This window comes from Rhizobium sp. BK312 (genome assembly GCF_014193605.1).
Lineage (GTDB): Bacteria > Pseudomonadota > Alphaproteobacteria > Rhizobiales > Rhizobiaceae > Rhizobium.
Genome location: NZ_JACHZP010000008.1, coordinates 40031 through 56505, shown reverse-complemented (window position 1 = coordinate 56505; position 16475 = coordinate 40031). Strand labels below are relative to the sequence as shown.

General features: G+C 60.6%; 18 protein-coding genes. 7 read left to right on the top strand and 11 right to left on the bottom strand.

Annotation, left to right across the window (positions count from 1 at the left end):
* Window positions 1-13: 13 nt before the first annotated feature.
* From FHT85_RS21755 to FHT85_RS21740, 4 genes are all read right to left on the bottom strand, one after another.
* Window positions 14-1162, bottom strand: coding sequence for an efflux RND transporter periplasmic adaptor subunit (locus FHT85_RS21755; RefSeq protein ID WP_112335251.1), 1149 nt, complete (start codon window positions 1160-1162; stop codon window positions 14-16).
* A gap of 58 nt (window positions 1163-1220) precedes the next feature.
* Window positions 1221-1829 carry a TetR family transcriptional regulator gene (locus FHT85_RS21750; RefSeq protein WP_112410090.1) on the bottom strand — a complete coding sequence of 203 codons (609 nt, stop codon included), beginning with the start codon at window positions 1827-1829 and terminating at the stop codon, window positions 1221-1223.
* Between the two features lie 228 nt (window positions 1830-2057).
* Window positions 2058-2537 carry a hypothetical protein gene (locus FHT85_RS21745; protein WP_112410091.1) on the bottom strand — a complete coding sequence of 160 codons (480 nt, stop codon included), beginning with the start codon at window positions 2535-2537 and terminating at the stop codon, window positions 2058-2060.
* Window positions 2538-2654: 117 nt separating this feature from the next.
* Window positions 2655-3086, bottom strand: a complete 432-nt coding sequence (locus tag FHT85_RS21740; protein WP_004117925.1) for an OsmC family protein — start codon at window positions 3084-3086, stop codon at window positions 2655-2657.
* Between the two features lie 343 nt (window positions 3087-3429).
* Between FHT85_RS21740 and FHT85_RS21735 the strand changes: the two genes are divergently transcribed.
* Window positions 3430-4224, top strand: coding sequence for a FadR/GntR family transcriptional regulator (locus tag FHT85_RS21735; protein WP_112410092.1), 795 nt, complete (start codon window positions 3430-3432; stop codon window positions 4222-4224).
* Window positions 4225-4254: 30 nt separating this feature from the next.
* A complete protein-coding gene (gene dgoD, locus FHT85_RS21730; RefSeq protein WP_092712672.1) occupies window positions 4255-5403 on the top strand; it encodes a galactonate dehydratase in 1149 nt (382 codons plus the stop codon).
* Window positions 5404-5736: 333 nt separating this feature from the next.
* On the opposite strand, the gene FHT85_RS21725 is transcribed toward dgoD, so the two are convergent.
* The 6 genes from FHT85_RS21725 to FHT85_RS21700 all read right to left on the bottom strand — a co-directional run bounded on the left by FHT85_RS21725 (window position 5737) and on the right by FHT85_RS21700 (window position 9965).
* Window positions 5737-6453 carry a Bax inhibitor-1/YccA family protein gene (locus tag FHT85_RS21725; RefSeq protein ID WP_112410093.1) on the bottom strand — a complete coding sequence of 239 codons (717 nt, stop codon included), beginning with the start codon at window positions 6451-6453 and terminating at the stop codon, window positions 5737-5739.
* Between the two features lie 22 nt (window positions 6454-6475).
* On the bottom strand, window positions 6476-7246 hold the full coding sequence (locus FHT85_RS21720) for an anti-sigma factor family protein (RefSeq protein ID WP_112410094.1): 771 nt from the start codon (window positions 7244-7246) through the stop codon (window positions 6476-6478).
* Window positions 7233-7772: a sigma-70 family RNA polymerase sigma factor gene (locus FHT85_RS21715; protein ID WP_112335257.1), complete on the bottom strand. Its 540-nt coding sequence runs from the start codon at window positions 7770-7772 to the stop codon at window positions 7233-7235. Before FHT85_RS21715 ends, FHT85_RS21720 begins: the two co-directional genes overlap by 14 nt.
* Before the next feature lie 65 nt (window positions 7773-7837).
* Complete coding sequence (locus FHT85_RS21710) at window positions 7838-8761, bottom strand: bestrophin family protein (protein WP_112335258.1); 924 nt, start codon at window positions 8759-8761, stop codon at window positions 7838-7840.
* A gap of 124 nt (window positions 8762-8885) precedes the next feature.
* Window positions 8886-9638, bottom strand: a complete 753-nt coding sequence (msrA, locus tag FHT85_RS21705; protein ID WP_112410095.1) for a peptide-methionine (S)-S-oxide reductase MsrA — start codon at window positions 9636-9638, stop codon at window positions 8886-8888.
* A gap of 117 nt (window positions 9639-9755) precedes the next feature.
* The gene (locus FHT85_RS21700; protein ID WP_112335260.1) at window positions 9756-9965 is read right to left on the bottom strand and encodes a SlyX family protein; all 210 of its coding nucleotides are present in this window, start codon (window positions 9963-9965) and stop codon (window positions 9756-9758) included.
* A 236-nt stretch (window positions 9966-10201) separates the two neighbouring features.
* Between FHT85_RS21700 and FHT85_RS21695 the strand changes: the two genes are divergently transcribed.
* Genes FHT85_RS21695 through FHT85_RS21675 form a run of 5 tightly spaced genes read left to right on the top strand, consistent with a single transcriptional unit; the run spans window position 10202 to window position 15242 of the window.
* The gene (locus tag FHT85_RS21695; protein WP_112335261.1) at window positions 10202-11035 is read left to right on the top strand and encodes a metallophosphoesterase family protein; all 834 of its coding nucleotides are present in this window, start codon (window positions 10202-10204) and stop codon (window positions 11033-11035) included.
* Window positions 11032-12195: an ABC transporter ATP-binding protein gene (locus tag FHT85_RS21690; RefSeq protein WP_112410096.1), complete on the top strand. Its 1164-nt coding sequence runs from the start codon at window positions 11032-11034 to the stop codon at window positions 12193-12195. The genes FHT85_RS21695 and FHT85_RS21690 overlap by 4 nt, the downstream gene beginning before the upstream one ends.
* A complete protein-coding gene (locus tag FHT85_RS21685) occupies window positions 12188-13111 on the top strand; it encodes a carbohydrate ABC transporter permease (protein ID WP_112335263.1) in 924 nt (307 codons plus the stop codon). The genes FHT85_RS21690 and FHT85_RS21685 overlap by 8 nt, the downstream gene beginning before the upstream one ends.
* Window positions 13108-13944 (top strand): carbohydrate ABC transporter permease, encoded by an 837-nt coding sequence (locus FHT85_RS21680; RefSeq protein ID WP_112410097.1) that lies wholly within the window; start codon window positions 13108-13110, stop codon window positions 13942-13944. Before FHT85_RS21685 ends, FHT85_RS21680 begins: the two co-directional genes overlap by 4 nt.
* A gap of 32 nt (window positions 13945-13976) precedes the next feature.
* Window positions 13977-15242 carry an ABC transporter substrate-binding protein gene (locus FHT85_RS21675; protein ID WP_112410098.1) on the top strand — a complete coding sequence of 422 codons (1266 nt, stop codon included), beginning with the start codon at window positions 13977-13979 and terminating at the stop codon, window positions 15240-15242.
* A gap of 71 nt (window positions 15243-15313) precedes the next feature.
* Here FHT85_RS21675 and FHT85_RS21670 read toward each other — a convergent pair whose 3' ends face one another.
* Entirely contained in the window at window positions 15314-16297 is a 984-nt protein-coding gene (locus FHT85_RS21670; protein ID WP_112410099.1) for a substrate-binding domain-containing protein, read from the bottom strand.
* Window positions 16298-16475: the final 178 nt, after the last annotated feature.

Here is a 16475-nt window from a genome sequence, read left to right as displayed (position 1 = left end):
CCCTCGATCCGGGTCAGCGTACGATATCCGCCGAGGCGGCGTTGATTTCTGCGGAAGCCTGCTGGGCTGATGCAGCCGCAAGCTTGACCTTCATGTTCTCGGTCATGAATTGCGTGCCGGCGGCAACGACAACATCGCCGGCTTTCAGGCCATCGGCGACCCTTACGCCGTCATCGGCGAAATCGGCAACCTTGATCGCGCGGGAATGAACCGTGCCGGCGCTGCGATCGACCAGCCAGACGATCTGCTTTCCGTCCTTCTGCGCGAGAGCGCTGAGCGGAATGGAAACATAGGGCTGGGTATTGTCAGCAAGCGCCTCGATCGTCGCGGTCATGCCAAGCAGCACGCGCGGATCGTTCGGCACGCTCACGCGCACAGCGAAGGTGCGCGACTGATCGGCACTGCCGGACACTTCCCTCACCTTTCCATTGAGCACGAGGGCGGCGTCGGACCAGAAGCGCGCCTTGACGTCCTTGCCGACCTTGAATTGGGCGATGTCCATTTCCGGGACAGCGACTTGCACTTCCTTTTCGCCATCGACAGCAACGGTGATGACAGGTGTGCCGGAACTGACCACTTGGCCGACATCGGCATTGATTGCAGTCACGATACCGTTCATGTCGGACGTCAGGTCGGCATAGGCGACCTGGTTCTTGGCTTCGCTCAGTGCCGACACCGCAGAATCCCGGGTCGAGATGGCCTGCTCGTAGGAAAGTTCCGCCTGTTCGAGCTGCGACTTGGAGGTGACATTCTTGTTAAAGAGTGTCTGCGCACGCGTGCGGGCAAGCTCGGTCGTCTGCACCTGTTTCTCGGCCGCATCCAGATCGGCCTGCGAGCGGCGCACCGCGAGAATATAGTCGGTGGCGTCCATGCGGGCGATCACATCGCCGGGCTTTACCTTCTGGCCAATATCCACCTTGCGCTCTACGATCTTGCCGTTGACGCGAAACCCGAGATTCATTTCAGTGCGCGCCCGAACGGCGCCGGAATAATCAAGCTTGCGCGTCGTGTCAGCTTGAGCGATTTCAACGACCTTGACTGGCCGGACCACCTCCGCCGTCTCCTCTTTCTTCTCATTGCAGCCCGTAAGCCCAAGCCCGAAAGCGGCAAAGAGAGCCGCACCGGCAATGGTCCGTAAAGTGTTGGTCGTCAGCGAAACCATGTCGCTCTCCTAAAGTCGAACAAAGAGTGAGAGCACGCCGGACATCCGGAGCGCACCGTTATTTCTTCAAAGCCCTGATGACAAATTCGATGATATCCTCGGGATCCGCCTGGTAGGGCTTGGCAAGGCATTGCGCCACCATCTGCGGATGACAGAGATCGACGGTGGTCGCAGCAAAGCATTTGGCGGCAAGATGCGGGTCCTGTTCGGCGAATTCGCCGGCAGCAATTCCCTCCGCGATGATCTCCGCGACCAACGCCTGCGTGCGCTCGATATGCTTTTCGATGACGTGCCAGTCGCGCTCGATGGCCACGATGACCATCTCGTGAACCTTCTGCTCATCGAGCATGGTCTCCAATATCATCTTGTACTGGGATAGCGCGTAGGTCCGCAGCCGCTCGGTCGCGCTGATTGGGCGATTGCGGATGGCGAGAGCCATCTGGTAGCTCTGGCCGAGCATACGCCCACAGATAGCCTGGTGGATTTCCGTCTTGGAACCGAAGAACCGATAGATATTCGCCGTCGACATGCCGAGATCGCGCGCAATATCGGCTACGTTCGTCTTGCTGTATCCGTAGTGGCGAAACAGCCTTTCAGCGGCATCGAGAATGCGCGTGATGTTTTCCTGACGGGCAGGATCGGCGTTGACATCGGAAAGCTCGAGCATGAAGGAAGCCTGATAGATTACGAGTGACGATTTTCAATTTTCATCACTCGTAATCTATCAGAGTGCCGATGTCAAGAAGCCGCCCACAACCGTAGGCAGCTTCAGATGCTACCGAATAAACCGATGATGTGGCGAAGAACTTGAAACAACAGTTAAACGTTCAACAACGCTCCTTGCGGAACGCGCTAAAAGTGTCAGGCATTTTGCCGCAGGCTGATCGCCGCGTGATCAGGCGCCTACAAAAGCCGGATGGAAACGCCGAATGCTGAAATAGCCAACAAACAGGCAGACCACCAAAAGCGCCACCTGCGCCGCAAGGATCGGCGGCTCGTTACCGGTAGGCGCCAGCGCATTGAGCGTCGGAATCTTCTGGAACGATTGGATGATGAGCACCAGGCAGTTGAAGAACAGCAGCGCGAGCGCGCCGATCACGAAGACGGCACGCCATAAGCCGGCAAGGTGGAATGTGTAACGCGCCAGTGCCGTCGGAATGAAGATCAGCAGACAGATGATGCCGACGATGATCGCCGGCGTCACGCCATGGAACGGGAACAGAAAACCCGTCAAGCTCGTGAGAGCCGTCATCAGCATATAGACGAGCGTCGAGCGGTTATGACGATCGGCGGTGAGAAAGCCGTAGGCTACCACGATGCCGCTGATGATGGCGACCAAGCTGATGACGACGTGAATCAAGAGAATTCCAGACATTCGCCCCTCCAAGGGGCATTGCATTCCGACGGAAATGACAGCCCAACGCCCCGAATGCGGAATATATACGAAACGCGCCGCGCCAGCCAGCGCGACGCGAAGGCCTGAAAAGGCCACTTAGGCGGCGTGAACTTCCAGGGAGATCGGAACGGAGGCAAGCGCCTTGGAAACCGGGCAACCGGCTTTCGCCTTGTTGGCAAGCTCGGTGAAGGTCGCTTCATCGGCGCCAGGCACCTTGCCGGTCAACGTCAGGTGGATGGCGGTGATGGCGAAGCCGCCTTCGACGCTTTCGAGTGTCACCTTGGCCGTCGTCTCCATGCTTTCGGCGGTGAAACCGGCCTCGTTGAGGATCAGCGACAAGGCCATAGTAAAGCAACCCGCATGAGCCGCGCCGATCAGCTCTTCCGGATTGGTGCCAGCAACGCCTTCGAAACGGCTGGCGAAGCCGTAAGGATAGTGATTGAGTGCGCCGCTTTGGGTCGAGATCTGACCCTTGCCGTCCTTCAGACCGCCCGACCATTGAGCCGAACCCGTACGATTGATCTGCATGTCGTTCTCCTTGTCGTTGAATGAACTTGGGGAGGCGGTCCCGCCTCCCCGTAACGATCGACGGCAGGCGGAATGGCCGCCTGCGTCGTCACCATAATCCTTCTATCTCTCGAAGACGACGCCGCAGTAACAGCAGGGGCGCCAACTTTGAAAAGCCTGGTGGTCGCGGATTGTTCCCAAACGGCTGGAATGCAGCAGGCTAAATCATCATACAAGAATATTGCCAATGTATGATGATTAGCGTATCTTCATCTCAATGCGAAAAGGGAAGGTGCCAATACGCCCAGCTCCTTCGCAGTAAGAGGTTTCCGCAGAGAATGCGGAATGGTGTGGAGGAAAAAGCGTGGAATCGCTGCAAGGGCAGGAGCATGGCGCGTCGGCCAAGCCTGAGCGTCGTCCCCGTGTGCGCAAGAATGTGACGGCGGCAATCGCTGAAGACATCTGCGCCGAACGCTATTCATCCGGCTCGACCCTGCCGCGCGAAAACGATCTTTGCGAAATGTACGGCGTCAGCCGCACTGTTATCCGCGAATCCCTCAAGGTGCTGGAATCCAAGGGCCTCGTGCGCGGCAAGCCGCGCATCGGCACCACTGTCTGCGACAGGGATGACTGGAACATTCTCGACCAGGACGTGCTGGAGTGGATGGGTCCCTATATCGCCGATTTCGATATTCTCGGCTCCATCCTCGAGGCACGCCGCACCATAGAACCCGCCGCGGCAGAATATGCAGCCGAACGCGCCACGGCTCGCGAAATTGCGGACCTGGAGAGCGCATGGCAGCAGATGCGCGACAGCGGTGATGATCCGGAAGGCTTTACCGAAGCCGACGTGACGTTCCACAAGCTGCTGCTCAGCGCCAGCCACAACCAGGTGTTCCGCCGCCTCTCCAGTGCCATGCACGCCGGCCTCAAATATGCGCTGCACGCTTCCAACGTCGCTGCCGACAACCGCGACGAAGCAATCGCCGTACACGGCGAACTCGTCGAAGCCCTGCGCCTTCGCGACCGCGATGCGGCGCGCGTCTGCGCTCACCGCATGCTCGATCTTGCCGCCCGTGATCTCGCCGTCGAACGACGGCTGGACAAAGGCCGGAAAACAAATCCCGAAACCCCGAGATCTGCGGCATCGCGCCGCTGACACAACCCAAAGCCAAACGGAATCATTCCCATGAAAATCACCAAGCTGACGACCTATATCGTTCCCCCGCGCTGGCTGTTCCTGAAGATCGAGACCGACGAGGGCATCGTCGGCTGGGGTGAACCCGTGGTCGAGGGCCGCGCGCTGACCGTACAGGCGGCTGTGCACGAGCTGGAAGATTATCTGATCGGCAAGGATCCGTTCCTGATCGAAGATCACTGGAACGTCATGTACCGCGCCGGCTTCTATCGTGGCGGCGCCGTCCACATGTCGGCCCTGGCCGGCATCGACCAGGCGCTCTGGGACATCAAGGGCAAGGCGCTGGGACAGCCGATCCATTCGCTGCTCGGCGGCCAGGTGCGCGACAAGATCAAGGTCTATTCCTGGATCGGCGGCGACCGTCCCTCGGACGTTGCCAACAATGCCAAGGACGTCGTCGCCCGCGGCTTCAAGGCGATCAAGCTCAATGGCTGCGAGGAAATGCAGATCGTCGACACCTATGACAAGGTGGAGAAGGCCGTCGAAACCATCGCCACTATCCGCGAGGCGATCGGGCCATATATCGGCATCGGCGTCGATTTCCACGGCCGCGTCCATCGGCCGATGGCCAAAGTGCTCGCCAAGGAACTCGAGCCCTACAAGCTGCTGTTCATCGAAGAGCCGGTGCTGTCGGAAAACCGCGAGGCGCTGAAGGAAATCGCCAATCATTGCTCAACGCCGATTGCGCTCGGCGAGCGCCTGTATTCTCGCTGGGACTTCAAGTCGGTCCTGTCGGACGGCTATGTCGACATTCTGCAGCCCGACCTGTCGCACGCCGGCGGTATCACCGAGTGCCGCAAGATCGCCGCGATGGCCGAAGCCTATGATGTTGCGCTCGCGCCGCATTGCCCGCTCGGCCCGATCGCGCTTGCCGCCTGCCTGCAAGTCGATGCCGTCAGCTACAATGCCTTCATCCAGGAACAGAGCCTCGGCATCCACTACAACAAGGGCAACGACATCCTCGACTACATCTCCAACAAGGAGGTGTTCCAATATGCCGACGGCTTCGTTTCGATCCCGCAGGGTCCCGGCCTCGGCATCGAGGTTGACGAAGCCTATGTCATCGAGCGTGCCAAGGAAGGCCATCGCTGGCGCAATCCCGTCTGGCGCCACGAGGACGGCAGCGTTGCGGAGTGGTAAGACCACGCTCGTCACCTGACGGACGAGACACCGCATATCTCCAATGATGAAAGGCCCGATGGCAGCAGATCTGCGCTATCGGGCCTTTTCTTTAGACGGTGCTCTCTTGGTCCGGCACCTTCCCCCTTTGCCGCCTGGCGGCGAAGGTGATTTTCGAGCGGTTTAGCCCAGTTGGCTCGCCCTCAAAAAAGTTGCGCCTGCAGTATCGGCGCAGATACTGCAGGCGCGTCATGCGTCTCAACAAGCCCCCAGGGAGACGCATTACCGGAGCATAATCACCAAAGGCGTGGAGTGCCCTTTAGCTTAGACCATGCTCAAGCAGGCAATTTCAAACTACTCCCGCTCGCCGGTGACGTTCAGCAGCAGCTGGAAGATATTGACGAAGTTCAGATAGAGCGACAGAGCACCGAAGACGGCAAGCTTCTGCTGCGATTCCTGATCGTAGTTTTCGGCATACTGTTCCTTGATGTTCTGCGTATCCCAGGCGGTCAGGCCGACGAAGACCACGATACCAATGACCGAGATGGCGAACTGCAGCGCGCTCGAACCCAGGAAGATGTTGACGATGCTGGCGATGATGACGCCGAACAGACCCATCATCAGGAACGAGCCGATGTTGGAAAGGTCACGCTTGGTCGTATAGCCATAGAGGCTGGTCGCGCCGAACATGGTCGCGGCAATGAAGAAGGTGCGCGCGATGCTCGTACCGGTGAAGACCAGGAAGACCGAGGCCAGCGACAGACCCATGACCGCGCAGAAGGCCCAGAACATCATCTGCGCCGTTCCCGCCGACATCGACTGGATGCGGAACGAGAAGAAGAATACGAAGGCAAGCGGCGCCAGCATGACGACCCACTTCAGCGGGCTCTGGAAGATCGGCACATAGAGCGCCGGCGTCGTGCCGACGATCAGCGCGACGATTCCCGTCACGACAAGGCCGATACCCATGTAGTTGTAGACGCGCAGCATGTGCCGGCGCAGCCCCTCGTCGAAGAGCGCCTGAGAGCCGGCGGCGGCTCCGTAGCCGTATCGCGGATTAGTCGGGTTCATGGTCGTTCTCCTTTAATCCAAACTAGTAGAGGCTGCGGGCAAGCTTTTCGGCATCGCCGTCAAGCTGACCCGCCTTGCCGTTGCCGATCAGCGCATAGGCGACTTCGCCAATCTGCCAGTAGGCAGCCTGGACATCGTCACGCTTGATGTGACTGACATCCTGGACGGCGAAATTGCCCGGACGGACGGCAAACAGTGACAAATGTCCGTCTTCGCCGGCATCGACCATCATTTCGACGCTCGGCCCGAATTCGGATGGATAGATTTGCGCATCGGTGACACGCCAGCCACCCGGCAGCTCCGGCAATATGATTGCCGTCGATGCGCGGATTTCATCCGGATTGTAATTCGCAGACGCCGACTGCGGCTTGAGCTCCTCGCGCACGGCCGTCGTCTTGTAAGCGCGTACCGCGTCATCGACAAAGGCCGGTGGACGTGTCGACGCACTAACCTCGCTCGCCGTGAAGGCGCCGAAGGACGTATGCGCAACCCAGCCGGTGGTCACCAGCACGGCGATGGCGGCGATGCGCTGAAACGAGCCCAGCACGCGGCCATAGGCCAGTCCGCGCTCCAGCCGCCGTGCGGCCTCCCGCGTTTCCGCCCGGACCACATTGCCTTCGCCGGCCAGCGCCATGCGCAGCTCGCCACGGATGCTCATGTCGGCCATCACCTTCGCGGCGATCTCCGGATGCTCCGAAAGATAGGATTCCACCTCGATACGGCGCGCAAGCGTGAGCTCGCCGTCGACATAGGCGTCGAGATCGGTATCGATGATCGGATCAACGATTTTCATTGCCACCTCCCTCGATAAGCCTGAGATGCGAAACCTTGGAGGCGGTCTCCTCGAAACTACGCAGCGTCGCGCGAGCCCGGGCAATGCGGGACATCAGCGTGCCGACGGGAATGCCAAGCGCTGATGCCGCCTCCTGATAGGAAAGATCCTCGATCGCCACGAGATGCAGCGCCTCGCGCTGCTCCTCGGGCAGACTGAAGAAGGCTTCGCGGACCTGGCTCAAACGCACCGTATGGTCCTGCGATGCCGGCAATGCCGTTTCGAGGTCGGCCGCAGCCTCCTCGTGACGACGGCTCAGCGACTTTTTCTGGCGCAGGCGGTCAATATGCACATTGTGCAGGATCGACAGCAGCCAGGTGCGCAGATTGCCGTCGCGCCTGAACGATGCCTTGCGCTCATAAGCCTTGACCAGCGCGTCATGCACCAGATCCTCGGCCTCGTCCGCATTGCGCACAAGCGAGCGGGCGTAACGTCTCAGCGAACCGAGCTGCCCCAAAACATCGAATGTGCGTCCTTTGCGTTCCATACACCTATATACGGAAGCACTCCGGATTCTATTCCATCGCCCGGCGAATATTTTTTGCTGATTTTTTACATCAGCAGGAAATCCTTGGGCTGCGGCAACGGCGGCAGGTCGGTTTCCCCAAGCGCTTCGCGCAGATTGATCTCGATCGTATCGGCAAGCGCGCCGATGGCGAGCGCATTGGGGCGCTTGCCGAAAGGGTCTTCCAATTCGTCGCCCAGCGCATCCAGACCGAAGAAGGTGTAGGCGATGAGGGCAGTCACGAAGGGCGAGCCCCAGCCGAGCGTATCGACATAACCGAAAGGCAGCAGGAAACAGAAGAGATAGGCCGTGCGATGCAGAAGCAGCGTGTAGCCGAAGGGCAGCGGGGTGTTACGGAGCCGCTCGCACGCCGCCTGTACCGCACCCATCTGGCCGATCGTGATATCCAGCATCTGATATTGGATATCCGAAATCACACCCGATGCTTTCAGCCGTGCGAGATCGGCGGACATCAGGCGCAGAATGAGATCAGGCTTGTTGCGGGCCGCGTGGTAGAATTCCGCCTCGCTTGCGATCAGCAGGCGAAACACCTTGCCCTCGTCGCTGCCAGGCCGCAGAAGACAGACGAGCGCCTGTGTGAAGGCGATGGTCAGGCGCAGCAGGTTATTGCGCGCCTCGATACCGGCCTCCCCTGCACTCTCCAGCACCAGCGTCTGCCGGGCGAAGCCGCGCGCGAGATGGACGAGCTGCCCCCAATCCTTGCGGCCCTCCCACCAACGGTCGTAGCAGGCATTGTTGCGGAAGCCGAGGAAGATCGAAAGCGCGATACCGAGCAGCGATAGTGCCGAGCCGTTGAAGGAAACGATGAGGTTCGGCCGAGCCTCATGACCCCAGACGATCAGCGCCGATAGCAAAAAGATAGCGATGATTTGCGGCAGGATGCGGCGGATGATCGACCCGCGGACGATGAAGAAAAGCTGGAAGAGATTCGGCCGGTCGCGGACGATCATGACGAAACGCACTCTCGATGAATGTCTGACGGCGCAGCAATACACCAGACGAGCCGGGAGTAACGAGCATTTCTTGCAAGGCGGCCCTGACCGGCTGATATCGCTCGCCGGTCAGGGCAGGCCATCATTTCACACTGGCGCTTGCCGTCACCAGAACCGGGTCGGCGCGATAATCGCCGGGAAAGAGATGCTGCAGGTTCTTGATCTTAGGCAGGTCGTTGATGACGATATAGGGATAGGTCGGATGCGTCGTCAGGAAATCCTGATGATAGGCCTCAGCCGCATAGAATTGCCGCGCAGGCTCGATCTTGGTGACAACAGCCGCATCGAAGACCTTTGCACGATTGAGCTGTTCGATATAGGCCTTGGCGATATCAGCTTGCGACTGACTGGTCGGGAAGATCGCCGAACGGTACTGCGTCCCGGTATCCGGCCCCTGATAGTTCAGCTCCGTCGGATCATGCGCCACCGAGAAATAGATCTGCAGTAGATGCCCGTAGCTGACCTTATGGGGATCGAAGACGATACGCACGGATTCGGCATGACCGGTGTCACCCGCGCTTACCGCTTCATAATGAGCCGCATCCTTGCTGCCGCCCGTATAGCCCGAAGTCGCGCTGATCACGCCATTGACGTGCTGGAAGACGCCCTGGACGCCCCAGAAGCAGCCGCCGGCAAGCACCGCTGTTTCCGTGCTGGCGGTAATCGCCTTTTCATCCATACTCGGCGCGGGAATGACGCGTGCATCCTCTGCCGAGGCGCGGCCGACGAATTGCAGCGCAACGCCGCCGAGTAACACCGCGATCGCCGTAAAGCCGGCCAAGCGGGTGACGCGCGATGAATAAATGCGGATCGTGTCCTTCGATAAAATCTTCATGGTGATTTCCTCTCGACCGCGATTGTAAATGCGACAGTCACAAGGAAATACGGGAAGACGGGCATTTTTGTTACACACGCCCGCGTGCAACACCGAAACGTGAACGCCGAACGCAGCTCAGTAGTGCGGCGGCTTGGTAACGGCCGGTGCGTCGAGCGACTGCTCCTCCAGCGTCAGGAACCGCTCGGTCAGGCGGTCGAGCTTCTGCCTGGTCTGCTCGACTACCTTCCATTGCTCGGCGAGCTGATCGGAAAGCTCCTCGATCGTCTTGGCCTGGTAGGCGACCGTTTCCTCAAGTTTGGTGATGCGGCTCTGTTCGTCTGACATGTCTGATCCCTTTCGCAACGATCTATAGCACCGGTACCCTCGCGTACAGCCCTTCCATTCCGCATAAGGCCAGCTGCGGCGTCGTTTGACGGTAATGTGACAAAACTGAAAAACAGCTGAAAAGACCCGTTACCTAAATGACATGGCGGCCTTCTAAAGAGAGCGCAGAGACGCGCCGGTTTTGAAGGCCATTCCTTCCGCGGGCGCACCCTTTCTGAAGACTGCGGAGAAGCGCCTTGAAGATCATCCAGATCACCGACACGCATTTGAGCCCCAACAAGCCGCATTTCAACGGCAATTGGGAGCCGCTGGCGAAATGGATCGAGGCAAGCGGTGCCGATCTCGTCGTTCACACTGGCGATCTCAGCGTCGATGGCGCCGACAAGGACGAAGATCTCCTCTTTTCCATGGATCTGATGCGGCAAGTGTCGGTGCCGATGCTGATCGTGCCCGGCAACCACGATGTCGGCCACCTGCCCGGCTCCTATCAGCCCGTCAATCCCGAGCGGTTGGACCGCTGGCGCCGCCTCGTTGGCCCGGACTACTGGGCGAAGGACGTCGGCAACTGGCGCCTGATCGGCCTCAACAGCCTACTGATGGGCTTCGAGGACGCCGAGGAGCAGAAGCAGTTCGACTGGCTGCAGGAGAAGTTCGAAAACCGTGGCGAGCGCCGCATTGCCCTCTTTGCCCATAAGCCGCTCTTCGTCGATGCGCCGGATGAGGGCGATACCGGCTACTGGAGCGTTCGTCCGGCGCAGCGCCGCCGGCTCTATGATCTGATCGCGGCCCATGACGTGGCTCTCTTCGGCAGCGGCCACCTGCACTGGACCTGGGAAGGCCGCTTCAACGATACCAACCTGGTCTGGGCACCGCCCGCAGCCTTTATCCTCGGCGAGATGGAGCGCGAAATGCCGGGCGAACGCCTGATCGGCGCAGCAATTCACGAACTTGGCGAGATGGTCTCGACCGAGCTCGTCGCGGTACCCGGCATGAGCGCTTACTTCCTCGATGACGTCGTCATGGAAGTCTATCCGCAGGCCGCCCCCAAGGCAAAGGAGCCGACCGAATGAGTGCGCTTTCGCTTCGCGGCATCGCCAAATCCTTCGGCGGCAACGCCATTCTCAAGGGCGTCGATCTCGATGTCCAGCCCGGTGAGTTCATTGCGCTCGTCGGCCCGTCCGGCTGCGGCAAGAGCACGCTATTGCGCATCCTCGCCGGTCTCGACCATGCCGACAGCGGCGAAATCATCCTCGGCGGCAGCGACGTATCAGCCGTCGCGGCGGCCGACCGCAACATCGCCATGGTCTTCCAGTCCTACGCGCTCTATCCGCATCTGACGACCTCGGAAAACATTGCCGTGCCGCTCGCCATGCGCCGCCTGTCGCGCGTCCAGCGTCTGCCCTTCATCGGCTCGCTGATCCCCGGTCAGCGCGCTGCCCGCTCCGGCATCATCCGCGACGTCCGCGAAATGGCTGTTTCGCTGAAGATCGATCACCTGCTCGACCGCAAGCCCGGGCAGATGTCCGGTGGCCAGCGTCAGCGCGTGGCGCTTGCCCGTGCCATGGTGCGCCGCCCCGCCGTCTTCCTCATGGACGAGCCGCTTTCCAATCTCGATGCCAATCTGCGTGTCCATGCCCGTGGCGAAATCGTCGATCTGCATCGCCGCGCCGGCGTGCCGACTGTCTACGTGACACATGATCAGGCCGAGGCACTGTCGATGGCCGACCGCGTCGCCGTCATGATCGGCGGTCAGCTGCTGCAGCTTGCCTCTCCCCAGACGATCTATGACGACCCGGCCCATGTTGAAGTGGCCCGCTTCGTCGGTCAGCCGCGCATCAACCTTTTGCCGGCGCTCGCCGAAAACGGCATCGTTGCCTTCGGTGGCATCCGGCTTGCGCTGGAAGACGGCGGTGTTACCGGCAAGAACGTGACCCTCGGCATCCGGCCGGAATTCGTGAGCCTCACGCAAAACCGCCAGGATGCGCTCGCCGCCCATATCGAGCGAATGGAGTTCCTCGGCTCCGAAGTCATCCTCTACGCCAAGCTCGATGCCATCGGCGAAACCATGGTCGTCAAGCTCTCGCCGGCCGAAGCTGCCGGCCTTTCCGCAGGAATGCCCGTTGCGCTGACGCTTGCAGCCGAACAGGCGATGGTCTTCGCCGAAGACGGCCGCCGTTTGCGCGCGAGCTCGACGACCGTCGACGCCACGCGGGAGAAAGCGCATGGCTAGCATTGTCGCCACCTCCCTGCCGATGCAGGCGGCCGCGGCCCGCGAGCGAAATGAGGCCCGCACGGCCCTGCTCTTCGCCCTGCCCGCCATCATCCTGATCGTGCTCTTCATCATCGTGCCGATCGTCGCCGTCGTTGTGCTCGGCTTCACGGACTTCCAGCTCGGCGACAAGAGCCTGCGCTTTGTTGCCTTCGAGAACTATGCGCATCTGCTGCGTGACCGCGCCTTCGTAAAGTCGCTCTGGAACACGGCGACCTATACCGCCATCGTCGCGCCCGTCTCGATCGCGCTCGGCCTCGGCGTCGCGCTGCTGATCGAAAGCGAAGGCATCGGCCGCAGCTTCTTCCGCACCGCCTACTTCCTGCCCGTCGCTTCGCTGATCGTCGCGATGGCGACCGTCTGGCAGTATCTCTTCCATCCGACGATCGGCCCGATCAACGCCCTACTTGGCGAGATCGGCGTGCACGGTCCGAACTGGCTCGGCTCGTCGGCAACAGCGCTCTATAGCCTGTCTATCATCGGCGTCTGGCAATCCGTCGGCTTCAACATGGTGCTGTTTCTCGCCGGCCTTACCGCCATTCCGCGAGAACTCTACGCGGCGGCTGAAGTCGACGGCGCGAAATCGGCATGGGACCGCTTCTGGCTCGTCACCTGGCCAATGCTCGGGCCGACGACGCTCTTCGTGACCACGATCAGCATCATCAATGCGGTGAAGGTCTTCGACACGGTGAAGGCCCTGACCGACGGCGGCCCGAACCATGCGTCCGAGGTGCTGCTTTTCACCATCTACCAGGAAGGCTTCGTCTATCTCCGGGTCGGCTATGCCTCGGCGATGACGACGGTGTTCCTCGCCATCCTCGTGGTGCTGACCTTCCTGCAATATCGCGTCCAAGACCGGCAGGTGCATTACACATGACCTCGACAGGCTTCACTCCCGGCCGCATCCTGCGCCTCTCTCTGCTGATTATCGGCTCGCTCATCTTCCTGGCGCCCTACATCTTCATAATCTCGACCGCCGGCAAGGCGCAGGACGATATCTTTACCTCGGCGCTGAAGCTGATCCCGACGCATTTCTATTACGTCGAGAACATCGCCAAAGCGCTGAGCAAGGTTTCCATGGGCACGCTGCTCTTCAATGGCGTCCTCGTCTGCGGCCTGATCTTCTTCTTCCAGGTGCTGATCGCCATCCCCTGCGCCTATGCCATGGCGAAGCTCAAGTTTCCGGCGGCGCGCATGATGATGGTGCTGGTCATGCTCGGCCTGCTGGTCCCGATCCATGCGACGGCGCTGCCGCTCTATGTCGGCTTCAACAGCCTGTCGCTCCTGAACAGCTATACGGCTCTCGTCGCACCCTTCTCGATCTCGGTCTTTGCGATCTTCATGTTCCTGCAGTTCTTCCGTTCCATGCCCGATGATCTAATCCATGCCGCCCGCCTCGACGGCATGTCGGAAATCGGCATCGTCGCCCGTGTCATCGTGCCGAACGCATGGCCGGCCGTGACTGCTTTCGCGATCTTCTCGGTCGTCGCGCACTGGAACGACCTCTACTGGCCGCTGATCGTCATCACCAAGCAGGAATATTTCACGCCGCCGCTGGGTCTCATGTATTTCCGCGCCGCCGAAGCCGGGGACGACTACGGCGCGCTCATGGCGGCAACCCTCATCATTACCCTTCCCCTCGTCGCGGCGTTCCTTCTGGCACAGAAGCGCTTCGTCGAGGGCATCACCATGACCGGTCTCAAAGGCTGACCGGTTCGAAATTCGACAACGGAGAACGAGCGATGAAGCATATCACCCAGATTCTCGCCGCTGCGGCCATTTCTATGGTCGTGACGGTCCCGGCCTATGCCGAAACCACCCTGACGGTTCATTATCCCATGCCGGGTTTCTTCAAGAACGTGATGGACACGATCTCGAAGAAGTTCATGGAAGAAAATCCCGACATCAAGATTCAGTTCGCCGCCCCTTCGGCCACTTATGAGGAAGGTATCCAGACCATCCTGCGTCAGGCCGGCACCAGCGAAATGCCGGATGTCACCTTCATCGGCCTCAACCGCCTGCGCATGATCGACGAGCGCAACGTCGCCGTCGACCTCGGCCCCCTCGTCAAGAAAGAGGGCAATATGGCCGAGAAAGGCTTCTCGGACACGATCCTGAAGCTCGCCCAGGTCAAGGGCAAGCAGGTCGGCCTCGCCTTCGCGACGTCCAACCCGATCATGTACTACAATGCCGACCTGGTGAAGGCTGCCGGCGGCAACCCGGACAACCCGCCGAAGACCTGGGACGAGGTCATTACGCTTGCCGGCAAGATCAAGGCGCTCGGCAACGGCGTCGATGGCATGGACTTCCGCTGGCAGGGCGACGACTGGATGTTCTCCGCCCTTCTCTTCGGCGCCGGCGGCAAGATGCTGAACGACGACGAAAGCAAGGTTGCCTTCAACGGTCCCGAGGGCCAGAAGGCTGTCGAACTGATCCAGCGCTTCGTCAAGGAAGGCGGTATGCCGGTCTTCACCAAGGCTGCCGGCGAACAGGCCTTCGCTGCTGGCAAAGTCGGCTTCGAATTCCAGACCACGGGTGCTCTCGTCAACACCATCAAGAATGTCGGTACCAAGTTCGACCTGCGCACCGCCAAGCTGCCGCTGATCGACCCGGTCAATGGCCGTCTGCCGACGGGCGGTAATGCCGTCGTCATCCTGACCCATGATCCGGTCAAGGAAGAAGCCGCCTGGAAGTTCGCCAAGTTCGCCGCCGGCCCTTACGGCGCCTCAGTCGTCGTTCCCGGCACCGGCTATGTTCCGAACAACGAACTTGCCGCCAAGTCGGCCGAATATCTCGGCGACTTCTACAAGAAGAACCCGCTGTTCCAGGCTGGCCTCAGCCAGATGTCGATCATGGTTCCCTGGTATGCCTTCCCGGGCGCCAACGGCGTCAAGGTCACTCAGACCATCGTCGACAACCTCTCGCGCATCGTCGATGGCTCAGCCGCTCCGAAGGAAGCGCTCGAGGACGCCGCTTCTGACGTCGAAGGCCTGCTGCCGCGCAGCTGATCATTCGAACCGGCCTGAGCAACCTGCGCCGCCTCCCAACAAGAGGCGGCGTTTCCATTCCCAGGCAAGGGTCAGGATTGTATGGTGAGATCGCGCACTGTGCCGCCCGTACGCATTCGATAGGGCACAGTCAGATGACGCGGGGGCGCGGCATTTTCCGCCATATCCAGCAGCAGCGAGGCGGCAGCGGCCCCCATGGTTCCATCCGGAATTTCCACCGTCGTCAGGGACACTTCACCCAGAAAACCGAGGGAAATCCCGTCGAAGCCGGCGACCGAAATATCGCGCGGAATCGAAAAACCCTGACGCCGAAGCGCGCCCATGACGCCGAGCGCCAGAAGATCGTTGGAAGCAATGATCGCCGTCGGGTCGAACCGCGAAATCGCATCCGAAAGATCGAGCTGTTCCAGGCTGCTTACGAAGGAAATTTCGAGCGCATCGAGGGGCTGTTGCCCCGCCGCTTCCATCGCCCTGATATAGCCGAGATGGCGCAGCTTGGCCCGATCCGACGCGGAGAAGTGGCCTGATATGAACAGGATGCGGCGATGACCCTTGCCTAGGAGGTGATCGGTCAGATCCCGGCCCGCGCCGAAATTATCGGTCGCGACCGCGGCGGTAAAGCGGGCGGTCGGCAGGTTACCGAGCAATACGGTCGGCGGCAGGGCGGAGGACAGAACAAGACTGCGCTCGGGATCGCAGAGCGTCAGGATCAACCCAGTCGGCTGCTGCTGGAGCAGCGAGGCGACGGCATCGACCTCCTGCGCCGGATCGTAGTTCGATTGCGCGATCAGCACGCTATGCCCCGCGTGAAGAGCTCGGTTCTGGATGCTGGAAAGCGAAGCCGCGAAAACCGGATTGGTGATGCTCGGAATGAGCACGCCGATCGCCGGCCGGCCGGTGCCGGTACGCCCACCTGTCCGATAGCCAAGCTCCGCCGCCGCCCGGCGCACGCGCCGCACCATCTCGTCGCTGACCGGACCGCTGCGATTCATCACGCGGCTGGCGGTCGCGACGGAACAGCCGGCGCGGAAGGCGATCTGCTGGAGCGTCGACATGATATCAATCACCTCCGGCTTCGGTTTAAGCCCTGGACTGGCGCAGTCGTATAGGAATGTGGGGGATTTATATCAGGCCGATGACACTTATTTGACAGCCCTCCCCGCACACCGCGACATTCGGGCCCTTGATCTTTGCTGCAGCGCAGCAGATGCTCGTTCCGATCGCAGCGGCGAA

Excerpts from the sequence above, each read along its gene's own strand:
- FHT85_RS21755 (WP_112335251.1), bottom strand. The coding sequence starts at position 1,162 with ATGGTTTCGCTGACGACCAACACTTTACGGACCATTGCCGGTGCGGCT.
- FHT85_RS21750 (WP_112410090.1), bottom strand. The coding sequence starts at position 1,829 with ATGCTCGAGCTTTCCGATGTCAACGCCGATCCTGCCCGTCAGGAAAAC.
- FHT85_RS21745 (WP_112410091.1), bottom strand. The coding sequence starts at position 2,537 with ATGTCTGGAATTCTCTTGATTCACGTCGTCATCAGCTTGGTCGCCATC.
- FHT85_RS21740 (WP_004117925.1), bottom strand. The coding sequence starts at position 3,086 with ATGCAGATCAATCGTACGGGTTCGGCTCAATGGTCGGGCGGTCTGAAG.
- dgoD (WP_092712672.1), top strand. The coding sequence starts at position 4,255 with ATGAAAATCACCAAGCTGACGACCTATATCGTTCCCCCGCGCTGGCTG.
- FHT85_RS21725 (WP_112410093.1), bottom strand. The coding sequence starts at position 6,453 with ATGAACCCGACTAATCCGCGATACGGCTACGGAGCCGCCGCCGGCTCT.
- FHT85_RS21720 (WP_112410094.1), bottom strand. The coding sequence starts at position 7,246 with ATGAAAATCGTTGATCCGATCATCGATACCGATCTCGACGCCTATGTC.
- FHT85_RS21715 (WP_112335257.1), bottom strand. The coding sequence starts at position 7,772 with ATGGAACGCAAAGGACGCACATTCGATGTTTTGGGGCAGCTCGGTTCG.
- FHT85_RS21710 (WP_112335258.1), bottom strand. The coding sequence starts at position 8,761 with ATGATCGTCCGCGACCGGCCGAATCTCTTCCAGCTTTTCTTCATCGTC.
- msrA (WP_112410095.1), bottom strand. The coding sequence starts at position 9,638 with ATGAAGATTTTATCGAAGGACACGATCCGCATTTATTCATCGCGCGTC.
- FHT85_RS21700 (WP_112335260.1), bottom strand. The coding sequence starts at position 9,965 with ATGTCAGACGAACAGAGCCGCATCACCAAACTTGAGGAAACGGTCGCC.
- FHT85_RS21690 (WP_112410096.1), top strand. The coding sequence starts at position 11,032 with ATGAGTGCGCTTTCGCTTCGCGGCATCGCCAAATCCTTCGGCGGCAAC.
- FHT85_RS21685 (WP_112335263.1), top strand. The coding sequence starts at position 12,188 with ATGGCTAGCATTGTCGCCACCTCCCTGCCGATGCAGGCGGCCGCGGCC.
- FHT85_RS21680 (WP_112410097.1), top strand. The coding sequence starts at position 13,108 with ATGACCTCGACAGGCTTCACTCCCGGCCGCATCCTGCGCCTCTCTCTG.
- FHT85_RS21675 (WP_112410098.1), top strand. The coding sequence starts at position 13,977 with ATGAAGCATATCACCCAGATTCTCGCCGCTGCGGCCATTTCTATGGTC.
- FHT85_RS21670 (WP_112410099.1), bottom strand. The coding sequence starts at position 16,297 with ATGTCGACGCTCCAGCAGATCGCCTTCCGCGCCGGCTGTTCCGTCGCG.